Genomic DNA, 12,773 nt, shown 5'->3' with positions numbered 1-12,773 from the left:
CTGCCGCTCGCCCATCACCGAGCGGCTCACCCGCCACGCCCTGGTGGACCGCCTCGGCGATCCGCTCAGCGGCGGCCTCATCGTGGAGAGCGCCGGCACCTGGGGCCACGAGGGCGCGCCCATGGAGGCGAACGCCGAGGTCGTCCTGGCCGACTTCGGTGCCGACGCCACCGGCTTCGTCGGCCGCGAACTCCTGGACGAGCACGTGATCCGCGCCGACCTGGTGCTCACCGCCACCCGCGACCACCGCGCCCAGGTCATCTCCATGGGCCACTCCGCGGGACTGCGCACCTTCACGCTCAAGGAGTTCACCCGGCTCGTACGGGCCATCGACCCGGCGACGCTGCCCGACGCCCGCGAGGACGGCGTCGTCGAGCGCGCCCGCGCCCTGGTGCGCGCCGCCGCCGCCCTGCGCGGCTGGCTGCTGGCCCCCACCGCGGAGGCCGACGAGGTCTACGACCCGTACGGGGCCCCGATCACGTTCTTCCGCTCGGTCGGCGACGAGATCAACCAGGCGCTGGACCCGGTCGTGACCGCCCTGACGGGCGTCAGCGCCCCGCACTGACCCCGCGTACGCCTCCCGGTGCGCCGACCGGCGTACGGGGCCGCACGGCGGCGGGCAGCGGGCCGGGCACCGGCCTACGCTGGAGCTGACACCAGCGCCCCACCTCTCAAGGCCCGGAGCCGTCAGATGCCGGTCACCCCTCCAGCCGCACCCGCAGACGTGTCCCCCACCGACGCCGCCGTACCGCAGGACTTCGACGCCCTGCTGCGCCAGGACCCGGAGGTCGCCGGCATCCTGCTGGCCGAGTCCCGGCGCCAGTCGGACACCCTCCAGCTCGTCGCGGCCGAGAACTTCACCTCGCCCGCCGTGCTGGCCGCCCTCGGCTCCCCGCTCGCCAACAAGTACGCCGAGGGGTACCCCGGCGCCCGGCACCACGGCGGCTGCGAGCAGGCGGACGCGGCGGAACGCGTCGCCGTGCGCCGCGCCGCGACCCTCTTCGGCGCCGAGCACGCCAACGTCCAGCCGCACTCCGGCTCCTCCGCCGTCCTCGCCGCCTACGCGGCGCTGCTGCGCCCCGGCGACACGGTGCTGGCCATGGGCCTGGCGTACGGCGGGCACCTCACCCACGGCGCCCCCGGGAACTTCTCCGGCCGCTGGTTCGAGTTCGCCGGCTACGGCGTCGACCCGGACAGCGGGCTGATCGACTACGCCCAGGTACGCGCTCTGGCCCGGGCCCGGCGGCCCAAGGCGATCGTCTGCGGCTCGATCTCCTACCCCCGCCACCCCGACTACGGGACCTTCCGGGAGATCGCCGACGAGGTGGGCGCCTACCTGATCGCGGACGCCGCCCACCCGATGGGCCTGATCGCCGGGGGAGCGGCGCCCAGCCCCGTGCCGTACGCGGACGTGGTGTGCGCGACGACGCACAAGGTGCTGCGCGGTCCCCGCGGCGGCATGATCCTGTGCGGCGCCGAGCTGGCGGAACGGATCGACCGGGCGGTGTTCCCGTTCACCCAGGGCGGCGCCCAGATGCACACGGTGGCGGCCAAGGCGGTCGCCTTCGGCGAGGCGGCGACCCCCGCGTACGCGGTCTACGCCCACCAGGTGGTGGCCCACGCACGGGTCCTGGCGGCCGGTCTGGAGGCCGAGGGTTTCGAGGTGGCCACCGACGGCACGGACACCCATCTCGTCGTCGTGGACCCCGCTCCGCTGGGCGTCGACGGCCGCAGCGCCCGGGACCGGCTCATGGCCGCCGGGCTGGTGCTCGACACCTGCGCCCTGCCCCACGGGAACGGCCGGGGGCTCAGGCTCGGCACCGCGGCCGTCACCACCCAGGGGATGGACGAGGCGGACATGGCGCGCATCGCCGCGCTGTTCGGGGCGGCGGTCCGGGAGGCGGACGACGCGGGCCGGCTGCGCGCCGAGGTGCGTGAGCTGACCGGTCGCAATCCCCCGTATCCGGGGTAGGCGAGGGCTGTGCAACCATCACCCGTGCCCTGGAGTCCCTGTTCATGCGACTAGGGTGAGGGGCTGAGATGGCCGGCGAATTTCTGTGGGGCAGCCCGTGCGTGATTACCTGCTGACGCTCTGTGTCACGGCTGCGGTGACCTATCTGCTGACCGGGCCGGTGCGGAAGTTCGCCATCGCGGTCGGGGCGATGCCCGCGATCCGCGCGCGCGACGTGCACCGGGAACCGACACCGCGGCTCGGCGGCATCGCGATGTTCGGCGGGCTGTGCGCGGGCCTGATCGTCGCGGACCACCTGTTCAACCTGAACAGCGTCTTCGAACTCTCCAGCGAACCGCGGGCGTTGCTCTCCGGTGCCGCGCTGATCTGGTTGATCGGCGTCCTGGACGACAAGTTCGAGATCGACGCGCTGATCAAGCTCGGCGGCCAGATGATCGCCGCCGCGGTCATGGTCATCCAGGGCCTGACGATCCTGTGGCTGCCCATCCCCGGTATCGGCACCGTCGCCCTCACCCAGTGGCAGGGCACGCTGCTGACGGTGGCGCTCGTCGTCATCACGATCAACGCGGTCAACTTCGTGGACGGCCTGGACGGACTCGCGTCCGGCATGGTCTGCATCGCCGCCGCCGCGTTCTTCCTGTACACCTACCGGCTCTGGTACGGGTACGGCATCGAGGCCGCCGCCCCCGCCACGCTCTTCGCCGCGATCCTGATGGGCATGTGCCTCGGCTTCCTGCCGCACAACATGCACCCCGCCCGGATCTTCATGGGGGACTCGGGGTCCATGCTGATCGGCCTGGTGCTCGCGGCCGGTGCGATCTCCGTCACCGGCCAGGTCGACCCGGACCTGATGAACCTCTTCGTCGGCGGCGAGCGCGCCGCGACCCACGCGATGCTGCCCGTCTTCATCCCGCTGCTGCTGCCGCTGACCATCATCGCGATCCCCGCGGCGGACCTGGTGCTCGCCATCGTGCGGCGCACCTGGAACGGGCAGTCGCCCTTCGCGGCGGACCGCGGCCACCTGCACCACCGGCTGCTGGAGATCGGGCACTCGCACAGCCGGTCCGTGCTGATCATGTACTTCTGGTCCGCGCTGATCGCCTTCGGCGCCGTCGGATACTCCGTGCACTCGACGTCCCTGTGGATCGTGCTGGTGATCGTCGGACTGAGCGCGGTCGGGCTGATCCTGCTGCTGATGCCGCGCTTCACCCCGCGCGCCCCGCGCTGGGCGCAGTCCTTCGTGCCGCCGCGCTACCGGCGCCGGTCCTTGCGGCTCGGGACGGCCCACCAGGCGGCCCAGGAGCCCCAACAGGGGCTCGGAGACGGGGAGATGGGGCCGGAGCCACAGGACGAGGGCGTGCGGGCCCCGGTGGCCGCGGGCGCCGCCGGCGCCAACGGCGCCACCGCGATCGGCGCGGGCTCGCGCCACCCGGGCCGGCGGAAGGCCGCCTCGCGCCACTGACGGGGGCGCCACGGGGGCGCGGGGGCCCCGTACCGACCGGGCTGTGCATACTTCACGGGGACATGCACGCCTTAGGCCTTACGTGTGATGGCAACCACACTTTGTGAGTAAAGACCTCATCAAATAGTTTGTGATAGCGTTCACGAGAGCCCAGCTGGGCGTTGGTAGTCCGCAGTACGGCGGACCGCTCACCAGTACACATGGCCGCTCCGGATCCGCTCGCCGCGGATCGACCCCACGTTCTCTGTCCCCTTGCTGGAGAAGCCTTCATGCAGTCGAACGACGCCCGAATTCTCCGCGGCGCCGCCATTCCCACCGTGTGCGCCGGCCTGGTCGGTGTCGGGGTGGGCGCGTTCGTGGCGGGTTCGTCCGGCGCCGTCGGTGCGGGCCTCGGTGCGGTCCTGGTCCTGGTCTTCTTCGGTGCGGGGCTGTACGGCATGAGCGTGGTGGGGCAGCGCTGGCCCGAGCTGCTTCTCGGCGCCGGCCTTCTCGTCTACACCACCCAGATCCTGGTGCTGCTGCTCCTGCTGCGGATCTTCCGCGATGTGACGTTCATGGACAGCAGGGTCTTCGGAATCACCATGCTCGGTGCGGTGCTCGTCTGGATCGCCTCCCAGGCGTGGTCGAACGTCCGGGCCAAGACCCCTTATGTCGTGGTCGATTCGGACAAGTCGCCGACCGGGCCGGAGGTCCGCTCGTGAGTTCCGGCTGTGCGCCGGTCCTGGGTAGGGGCCGAATAAGAACCCACTCCCAGGGCTGCTATCGTCCGACTTCGAGAGCACATCGTGTGAAGCGCCGGATGCTGTGCGGGACAGCATCGCGGGTTCACCGCCTTTCTCCGGACGGCCCTGGCGTTGTGCCGGTCGTGCCGTCCTCCCGCGATATCCAGTCCAGTGCCGCTACGTGGCCGCGCGTCACGCCGACACATCGAGGAAGCCGTACCTATGCGTCATATCGAAGGAGCTCGCGGTGAGTGCTGACCAGTTGCTCGCCTTCGAGACCGATTGCCACCTTTTCAAGGGGTGCGGCTTCCCGGCTCCCACCGTGTGGTCGTTCATCTTCGAACCCATCGCTGAAGTCGGTGGCGTCGAGATCAACAAGCCGATGCTGCTTGCCGCCATCGGCAGCATCGTGATCATCGGTTTCTTCTGGGCCGCCTTCTCCAAGCCGAAGCTCGTACCGGGCAAGCTCCAGATGGTGGCGGAGGCGCTCTACGACTTCGTGCACCGGGGCATCGCCCGCGAGGTCATCGGCAAGAAGGGGGAGCCGTTCGTCCCCTTCCTGGTCTCCCTGTTCTTCTTCGTCTGGATGCTGAACCTCTGGGCGGTGATCCCGCTGGGGCAGGTCCCGGTGAGCTCGATCATCGCCTACCCGGCCGGTCTGGCCGTGGTCGTCTGGATCACCTACATGACCGTGACCTTCAGGTCGAACGGTTTCGTCGGCGGTATCCGGAACCTCTGTGTGCCCAGTGGTCTGCCGAAGCCGATCTACGTCATCCTGACGCCGATCGAGTTCGTCTCGAACATCTTCGTGCGGCCGTTCACCCTGGCCGTCCGACTCTTCGCGAACATGTTCGCCGGCCACATGCTGATCCTGATCTTCACGATCGCCAGCTGGTACATGCTCACCACCGTGCTCGGCACGGTCTACGCCACGGCGTCGTTCGCCCTGACGTTGATCCTGACCGTCTTCGAGCTCTTCATCCAGGCGCTCCAGGCATACGTGTTCACGGTGCTGACCGCCACGTACCTCTCCCAGGCGCTCGAAGAGGCGCACTGAGAGACCGGAGCCACTTCCCGGCTCACCCATAGACGTCCGGTGGCAAAACCCCACCGGTCCCATTAAGAGAAGGAACCACGGACATGTCTGCTCTTGAGACCCTCGCGGCTGTCAACGGCAACATCGGCGCCATCGGCTACGGCCTCGCGGCGATCGGCCCCGGCATCGGCGTCGGCATCATCTTCGGTAACGGCGTGCAGGCCATCGCCCGCCAGCCCGAGGCCTCCGGCCTCATCCGCCAGAACATGCTCCTCGGCTTCGCCGTCGTCGAGGCCCTGGCCCTGATCGGCTTCGTCGTTCCGTTCATCCTGCCCAAGGGCTGACGTACCGGCTGTAGCCCGATTCGACGGAAGGTCCACCATGATGTACCTGGCAGCCGCGGAACCGCAGAATCCTCTGCTCCCGGTCTGGCCCGAGGTCGTCATCGGCCTGATCTGTTTCGGCATCGTCTTCTTCGTCTTTGCCAAGAAGCTCCTCCCGAACATCAACCAGGTTCTGGAAGAGCGTCGCGAAGCCATCGAAGGCGGTATCGAGAAGGCCGATGCGGCCCAGACCGAGGCCCAGAGCGTTCTTGAGCAGTACAAGGCTCAGCTCGCCGAGGCCCGGCACGAAGCGGCGCGTCTCCGCCAGGAGGCCACCGAGCAGGGCTCCGTGATCATCGCGGAGATGCGGGCGGAGGGTCAGCGGCAGCGCGAGGAGATCATCGCCGCCGGCCACGCCCAGATCGAGGCCGACCGCAAGGCCGCTGCCTCCGCGCTGCGTCAGGACGTGGGCGCGCTCGCCACCGCCCTGGCCGGCAAGCTCGTCGGCGAGTCCCTCGAGGACCACGCCCGCCAGAGCGGCACGGTCGACCGTTTCCTCGACGAGCTCGAGGCGAAGGCCGAGGCCGTCCGATGAACGGAGCGAGCCGCGAGGCACTGGCGTCCGCACGTGAGCGTCTCGACGCGCTGACCGACTCCACGTCGGTCGACGCGGCGAAGCTCGCCGAGGACCTGGCGGCCGTCACCGCGCTGCTCCACCGCGAGGTGTCGCTGCGCCGGGTCCTGACCGACCCGTCGCAGGGCGGCGAGGCCAAGGCCGAGCTCGCCGGGCGCCTGCTGCGCGGCCAGGTGGGCGGCGAAGCCGTGGACCTGGTCTCCGGCATGGTCCGCTCCCGCTGGTCGCGGTCGCGTGACCTGGTGGACTCGGTCGAGGAGCTGGCGGACACCGCCGACCTCACCGCGGCCCAGCGCGCCGGTGTGCTCGACGACGTGGAGGACGAGCTCTTCCGGTTCGGCCGGATCGTGGGTTCCGACACGGGACTGCGCGCCGCCCTGACCGACCGGACGGCCCCGGCCTCCGCCAAGAGCGGGCTGCTGCGCGGTCTGCTCGGCGGCAAGGCCCAGCCGGCCACCGAGCGCGTCGTGACGCGTCTGGTGACGCAGCCCCGTGGACGTAGCCTGGAAGAGGGACTCGAGTCCCTGTCCAAGCTCGCCGCGGAGCGCCGGGACCGCGCGGTCGCCGTCGTCACCTCGGCGGTGCCGCTGTCCGACCGGCAGAAGCAGCGCCTCGGCGCCGCCCTGGCGAAGATCTACGGCCGCACGATGCACCTGAACCTGGACGTGGACCCCTCGGTCCTCGGCGGGATCTCGGTGAGCGTCGGTGACGAGGTCATCAACGGCACGATCGCGGAACGCCTCGAAGAGGCGACCCGCAGGATGGCCGGCTGACAGCGCCGCACGTACCGCACCAACCTGAACGAGCAAGAACAGCGGCCCGGTTGGGCCGTGCAGAAATTGCAGAAGATTCCTGGGGGTCGCCCCCAGACCCCATTGAGAAACTTCGGGCCCAACAAGGAGAGCAGGGAACCCAGATGGCGGAGCTCACGATCCGGCCGGAGGAGATCCGGGACGCACTGGAGAACTTCGTCCAGTCGTACCAGCCGGACGCGGCCTCGCGCGAGGAGGTCGGTACGGTCAGCGTTGCCGGTGACGGCATCGCGAAGGTCGAGGGCCTTCCCTCGGCCCAGGCGAACGAGCTGCTGAAGTTCGAGGACGGCACCCTCGGTCTCGCCCTCAACCTCGAGGAGCGCGAGATCGGCGCGATCGTCCTCGGCGAGTTCAGCGGAATCGAGGAGGGCCAGTCGGTGCAGCGCACCGGCGAGGTGCTCTCCGTCGGCGTCGGCGAGGGCTACCTCGGCCGCGTCGTCGACCCGCTCGGCAACCCGATCGACGGTCTCGGCGAGATCGCGACCGAAAGCCGCCGAGCCCTCGAACTGCAGGCCCCCGGCGTCATGGTCCGCAAGTCGGTCCACGAGCCGATGCCGATGCAGACCGGCTACAAGGCCGTCGACGCCATGGTGCCGATCGGGCGCGGCCAGCGTCAGCTGATCATCGGCGACCGCCAGACGGGCAAGACCGCCCTGGCCGTCGACACGATCATCAACCAGCGCGACAACTGGCGCTCGGGCGACGTCAACAAGCAGGTGCGCTGCATCTACGTCGCCATCGGCCAGAAGGGCTCCACCATCGCCTCTGTGCGTGGTGCCCTGGAAGAGGCCGGCGCGCTGGAGTACACGACCATCGTCGCCGCCCCGGCGTCCGACCCGGCCGGCTTCAAGTACCTGGCGCCGTACACCGGTTCGGCCATCGGCCAGCACTGGATGTACGCGGGCAAGCACGTCCTGATCATCTTCGACGACCTCTCGAAGCAGGCCGACGCCTACCGCGCCGTGTCCCTGCTGCTGCGCCGTCCGCCGGGCCGTGAGGCCTACCCGGGTGACGTCTTCTACCTGCACTCGCGTCTGCTGGAGCGCTGCGCCAAGCTCTCCGACGACCTGGGCGCCGGTTCGATGACGGGCCTCCCGATCGTCGAGACCAAGGCGAACGACGTGTCGGCGTTCATCCCGACCAACGTCATCTCCATCACCGACGGCCAGTGCTTCCTGGAGTCCGACCTGTTCAACGCGGGTCAGCGTCCGGCGCTCAACGTCGGTATCTCGGTCTCCCGCGTCGGTGGCTCCGCCCAGCACAAGGCCATGCGCCAGGTGTCCGGCCGCCTCCGCGTGGACCTCGCCCAGTACCGCGAGCTGGAGGCGTTCGCCGCCTTCGGTTCCGACCTGGACGCGGCCTCCAAGGCGTCGCTGGAGCGCGGTAAGCGCATGGTCGAGCTGCTGAAGCAGCCGCAGTACGCCCCGTTCCCGGTCGAGGAGCAGGTCGTCTCCGTCTACGCCGGCACCACCGGCAAGATGGACGACGTCCCGGTCGAGGACATCCGCCGCTTCGAGACGGAGCTGCTGGAGTACCTGCGCCGCGAGCGCAAGGACCTCCTGACCAGCATCGCCGAGGGCGCCAAGATGTCCGACGACACGCTGCAGTCGATCGCCGACGCGATCGCCGCCTTCAAGCAGCAGTTCGAGACCTCGGACGGCAAGCTCCTGGGCGAGGGCTGATCGATGGGCGCTCAGCTTCGCGTTTACAAGCGCCGCATCCAAGCCGTCACCGCGACCAAGAAGATCACCAAGGCGATGGAGATGATCGCCGCCTCGCGCATCGTCAAGGCGCAGCGCAAGGTGGCGGCGTCGATGCCGTACGCGACCGAGCTCACCCGCGCGGTGAGCGCGGTGGCGACCGGCTCGAACACCAACCATCCGCTCACCACCGAGGCCGAGGCTCCGGCCCGGGCCGCGGTCCTGCTCCTGACGAGCGACCGCGGTCTGGCCGGCGGCTACTCCTCCAACGCCATCAAGGCGGCGGAGCGGCTTCGGGAGCGGCTGGCGGCCGAGGGCAAGGAGGTCGACACGTACATCGTCGGCCGCAAGGGTGTCGCGTACTACGGCTTCCGCGAGCGCAAGGTCGCCGAGTCGTGGACCGGTTTCACGGACAGCCCGGACTACTCGGACGCCAAGAGGATCGCCGGGCCCCTGATCGAGGCGATCCAGAAGGACACGGCCGAGGGCGGCGTCGACGAGCTGCACATCGTCTTCACGGAATTCGTGTCGATGATGACGCAGAACGCGGTCGACGACCGGATGCTGCCGCTGTCGCTCGACGCGATCGCGGAGGAGAGCAGCACGAGGAAGGACGAGATCCTTCCGCTGTTCGACTTCGAGCCGTCGGCCGAGGACGTCCTCGACGCCCTTCTGCCGCGGTACGTCGAGAGCCGGATCTACAACGCACTGCTGCAGGCGGCCGCTTCCGAGCACGCCGCCCGACGCCGCGCGATGAAGTCGGCGACCGACAACGCCGGAGACCTCATCAAGAGCCTCTCCCGGCTTGCCAACGCGGCCCGCCAGGCCGAAATCACCCAGGAAATCAGCGAGATCGTCGGCGGTGCAAGCGCCCTGGCCGACGCGTCCGCGGGGAGTGACAAGTAATGACGACGACAGTTGAGACGGCCGCTGCCACGGGCCGCGTCGCCCGGGTCATCGGCCCGGTCGTCGACGTGGAGTTCCCCGTCGACGCGATGCCGGAGATCTACAACGCCCTGCACGTCGATGTCGACGACCCGGCCGAGGCCGGCGCTCGTAAGACGCTGACCCTCGAGGTCGCCCAGCACCTGGGTGACGGCGTGGTCCGCGCGATCTCGATGCAGCCCACCGACGGCCTGGTCCGCCAGGCCCCGGTGACCGACACGGGCGCGGGCATCACCGTCCCCGTCGGTGACGTGACCAAGGGCAAGGTGTTCAACACCCTCGGTCAGATCCTGAACGAGCCGGAGGCCGAGTCCCAGGTCACCGAGCGCTGGCCGATCCACCGCAAGGCCCCGGCCTTCGACCAGCTCGAGTCGAAGACCGAGATGTTCGAGACCGGCCTGAAGGTCGTCGACCTGCTGACCCCGTACGTCAAGGGCGGCAAGATCGGTCTGTTCGGTGGTGCGGGCGTCGGCAAGACGGTCCTCATCCAGGAAATGATCATGCGTGTGGCGAAGCTGCACGACGGTGTGTCGGTGTTCGCCGGTGTCGGTGAGCGCACCCGTGAGGGCAACGACCTCATCGACGAGATGACCGAGTCGGGCGTTCTGGACAAGACCGCGCTCGTCTTCGGCCAGATGGACGAGCCGCCGGGGACGCGTCTGCGCGTGGCCCTGTCCGCCCTGACCATGGCGGAGTACTTCCGCGATGTGCAGAAGCAGGACGTGCTGCTCTTCATCGACAACATCTTCCGCTTCACGCAGGCCGGCTCCGAGGTCTCCACGCTGCTCGGCCGCATGCCGTCCGCGGTGGGTTACCAGCCGACCCTGGCCGACGAGATGGGTGTGCTCCAGGAGCGCATCACCTCGACGCGTGGTCACTCGATCACCTCGATGCAGGCGATCTACGTCCCCGCGGACGACCTGACCGACCCGGCCCCGGCCACCACGTTCGCCCACCTCGACGCGACGACGGTTCTCTCCCGTCCGATCTCGGAGAAGGGCATCTACCCGGCCGTGGACCCGCTGGACTCCACGTCCCGCATCCTGGACCCGCGGTACATCTCGCAGGAGCACTACGACGCGGCCAGCCGTGTCAAGGGGATCCTCCAGAAGTACAAGGACCTCCAGGACATCATCGCCATCCTCGGCATCGACGAGCTGGGCGAAGAGGACAAGCTGGTCGTCTCGCGCGCCCGTCGCGTCGAGCGCTTCCTGTCGCAGAACACCCACGCCGCCAAGCAGTTCACCGGCCTGGACGGTTCGGACGTTCCGCTCGACGAGTCGATCGCCGCGTTCAACGCGATCTGCGAAGGGGAGTACGACCACTTCCCCGAGCAGGCGTTCTTCATGTGCGGTGGCCTGGACGACCTCAAGGCCAAGGCCAAGGAGCTCGGCGTCTCCTGAGCCTCCGGCTCACCGAGGGGGGTGGGTGTGTCCCGCCCCCCTCACCACGCCCCGTAGAATTGACCCAACACCCGGCACGACCGCCGGGTGGTGACCCGAGGAGCCACCCTTGGCTGCTGAGCTGCATGTCGAGCTGGTCGCCGCGGACCGTAGTGTCTGGTCCGGCGAGGCCACCCTCGTCGTCGCACGTACCACGTCCGGCGACATCGGGATCATGCCCGGTCACCAGCCGCTTCTGGGTGTGCTGGAGTCGGGCCCGGTGATGATCCGCACGAGTGACGGCGGCACTGTCGTCGCCGCCGTGCACGGCGGATTCATCTCGTTCGCGGACAACAAGCTCTCGCTGCTCGCGGAGATCGCGGAGCTGGCGGAGGAGATCGACGCCCAGCGCGCCGAGCGTGCGCTGGAGCGCGCCAAGTCGGACACGGACGGTGCCGCCGAGCGCCGCGCCGCGGTGCGACTGCGGGCGGTGGCGGCGGGCTGATCGCCCCCACCACGTGTTTTTGACTCAGCCGCGGCCGTTCTGGACTCCTCCAGAGGTATCCGTTACTCGACGATGCGAGGAGGTCGGTGGGAATGGTCCTCGCGTTGTGGGTGTGCGGCCTGGTCGTCGTACTGGTGGCTGCGGGCCTGTTCGTCTTCGGCCTGCGCCGGCGGCTGCTGCAGCGGTCCGGCGGCACCTTCGACTGCAGCCTGCGCTGGGACATCTCCCCGGAACCCGACCCGTCCGGCAAGGGCTGGGTGTACGGGGTCGCCCGCTACCACGGTGACCGCGTCGACTGGTTCCGCGTCTTCTCCTACTCGCCCCGACCGCGCCGCGGTCTGGAGCGTGCGGCCATCGAGGTGGTCGCCCGCCGGCTGCCCGAGGGCGAGGAGGAGCTGGCGCTCCTGTCCGACTCCGTCGTGCTCGGCTGCCTCCACCGGGGGACACGCCTGGAGCTGGCGATGAGCGAGGACGCCCTGACCGGCTTCCTGGCCTGGCTGGAGGCGGCACCGCCCGGCCAGCGCGTCAACGTGGCCTAGGTGCGCCCCGTCGCGGCGCCCGGCCCGCCAGTGCCGGAAGCGGCACTGGGTTCCGTCTCCTTGGCGTGCCCACGCGGCGCGGCCGTCGCGTGGGCACGGTGAGCGGTTCTCCCTGTGGCGCCGCGCCCACCCCCGACGGCGGCGGCGAGGACCACGGGCAGTGGTCCGGGCAAGGGCCGGCGGGCCGGCGTGATGCAGGGCCGCACACACGGAAAACCGGGGAGACAGGGGGCGGACCTGTCTCCCCGGCGCTTTTCCCGGGGTGCGGCTACCTCATGGGGATCAGGGAGTGCTCCACAAGCGGCGCCGTCCGCCGGAGGGCGGGACGGGCGGGGCTCCCGGAGGACGCCCTGGTGCCGCTTCCGGCGAGCTCCGCCCGCAGCGCCGCCCGGCACGCACGCTCGCCGCGTCGGCCGAAGGCCCTGGTAGCTCCGCTACGAGGACTTCCGACCGCCTTGCGCTCGCACGGCACCGGACGACGCTCCTTCGGGACGGACATCGCCGGTCACGGCCCTAGTTGAGGCCGCTGTCCATCGCGCTCACGAGTTCGCCGTTGGCGGTGTCACCGCTGAACTCCCAGAAGAACGCGCCGCCGAGGCCCTGGTTGTTCGCCCAGGCCATCTTGGAGGCGATGGTCGACGGGGTGTCGTAGCTCCACCAGTTGGTTCCGCAGTGCGCGTACGCGGTGCCGGCGATCGTGCCGGTGACCGGGCAGCTGTTCTTGAGGACCTTGTAGTCCTC

General features: G+C 69.7%; 14 protein-coding genes. 13 read left to right on the top strand and 1 reads right to left on the bottom strand.

Annotated features, from left to right (window positions below):
* The 13 genes from IH13_RS0109770 to IH13_RS0109710 all read left to right on the top strand — a co-directional run.
* On the top strand, window positions 1-565 hold a 565-nt coding region (locus IH13_RS0109770), incomplete at its 5' end, for an arsenate reductase/protein-tyrosine-phosphatase family protein (RefSeq protein ID WP_031082929.1).
* A gap of 126 nt (window positions 566-691) precedes the next feature.
* Window positions 692-1,972 (top strand): serine hydroxymethyltransferase, encoded by a 1,281-nt coding sequence (gene glyA / locus IH13_RS0109765; RefSeq protein ID WP_031082927.1) that lies wholly within the window; start codon window positions 692-694, stop codon window positions 1,970-1,972.
* Between the two features lie 85 nt (window positions 1,973-2,057).
* Window positions 2,058-3,434, top strand: coding sequence for an MraY family glycosyltransferase (locus tag IH13_RS0109760; protein WP_031082925.1), 1,377 nt, complete (start codon window positions 2,058-2,060; stop codon window positions 3,432-3,434).
* Window positions 3,435-3,703: 269 nt separating this feature from the next.
* The gene (locus tag IH13_RS0109755) at window positions 3,704-4,135 is read left to right on the top strand and encodes a Cg1360 family ATP-synthase-associated protein (RefSeq protein WP_031082923.1); all 432 of its coding nucleotides are present in this window, start codon (window positions 3,704-3,706) and stop codon (window positions 4,133-4,135) included.
* Window positions 4,136-4,385: 250 nt separating this feature from the next.
* Window positions 4,386-5,213: a F0F1 ATP synthase subunit A gene (gene atpB / locus IH13_RS0109750; RefSeq protein WP_031082920.1), complete on the top strand. Its 828-nt coding sequence runs from the start codon at window positions 4,386-4,388 to the stop codon at window positions 5,211-5,213.
* A gap of 83 nt (window positions 5,214-5,296) precedes the next feature.
* A complete protein-coding gene (gene atpE / locus IH13_RS0109745; protein ID WP_031082919.1) occupies window positions 5,297-5,536 on the top strand; it encodes an ATP synthase F0 subunit C in 240 nt (79 codons plus the stop codon).
* Window positions 5,537-5,573: 37 nt separating this feature from the next.
* Window positions 5,574-6,110, top strand: coding sequence for a F0F1 ATP synthase subunit B (locus IH13_RS0109740; protein WP_031082917.1), 537 nt, complete (start codon window positions 5,574-5,576; stop codon window positions 6,108-6,110).
* Window positions 6,107-6,922 carry a F0F1 ATP synthase subunit delta gene (locus IH13_RS0109735; protein ID WP_031082915.1) on the top strand — a complete coding sequence of 272 codons (816 nt, stop codon included), beginning with the start codon at window positions 6,107-6,109 and terminating at the stop codon, window positions 6,920-6,922. Before IH13_RS0109740 ends, IH13_RS0109735 begins: the two co-directional genes overlap by 4 nt.
* A 143-nt stretch (window positions 6,923-7,065) precedes the next feature.
* On the top strand, window positions 7,066-8,643 hold the full coding sequence (gene atpA / locus IH13_RS0109730) for a F0F1 ATP synthase subunit alpha (protein ID WP_031082913.1): 1,578 nt from the start codon (window positions 7,066-7,068) through the stop codon (window positions 8,641-8,643).
* A 3-nt stretch (window positions 8,644-8,646) separates the two neighbouring features.
* Window positions 8,647-9,567, top strand: coding sequence for a F0F1 ATP synthase subunit gamma (locus tag IH13_RS0109725; RefSeq protein ID WP_031082911.1), 921 nt, complete (start codon window positions 8,647-8,649; stop codon window positions 9,565-9,567).
* Window positions 9,567-11,009, top strand: a complete 1,443-nt coding sequence (gene atpD, locus IH13_RS0109720) for a F0F1 ATP synthase subunit beta (protein ID WP_031082909.1) — start codon at window positions 9,567-9,569, stop codon at window positions 11,007-11,009. Before IH13_RS0109725 ends, atpD begins: the two co-directional genes overlap by 1 nt.
* A gap of 109 nt (window positions 11,010-11,118) precedes the next feature.
* Window positions 11,119-11,493: a F0F1 ATP synthase subunit epsilon gene (locus tag IH13_RS0109715; protein ID WP_031082907.1), complete on the top strand. Its 375-nt coding sequence runs from the start codon at window positions 11,119-11,121 to the stop codon at window positions 11,491-11,493.
* A 92-nt stretch (window positions 11,494-11,585) separates the two neighbouring features.
* A complete protein-coding gene (locus IH13_RS0109710; RefSeq protein ID WP_031082906.1) occupies window positions 11,586-12,032 on the top strand; it encodes a DUF2550 domain-containing protein in 447 nt (148 codons plus the stop codon).
* Window positions 12,033-12,545: 513 nt separating this feature from the next.
* Here the strand turns inward: IH13_RS0109710 and IH13_RS0109705 are convergent.
* Window positions 12,546-12,773: glycosyl hydrolase family 18 protein (locus IH13_RS0109705; RefSeq protein WP_031082904.1), on the bottom strand; the 228-nt coding region annotated here is incomplete at its 5' end.

The organism is Streptomyces sp. NRRL WC-3549 (assembly GCF_000721935.1).
In the GTDB taxonomy this organism is placed as follows: Bacteria; Actinomycetota; Actinomycetes; order Streptomycetales; family Streptomycetaceae; genus Streptomyces.
The sequence above is the reverse complement of the archived record's forward strand: the minus strand, read 5'-3'. Positions and strand labels throughout refer to the sequence as shown.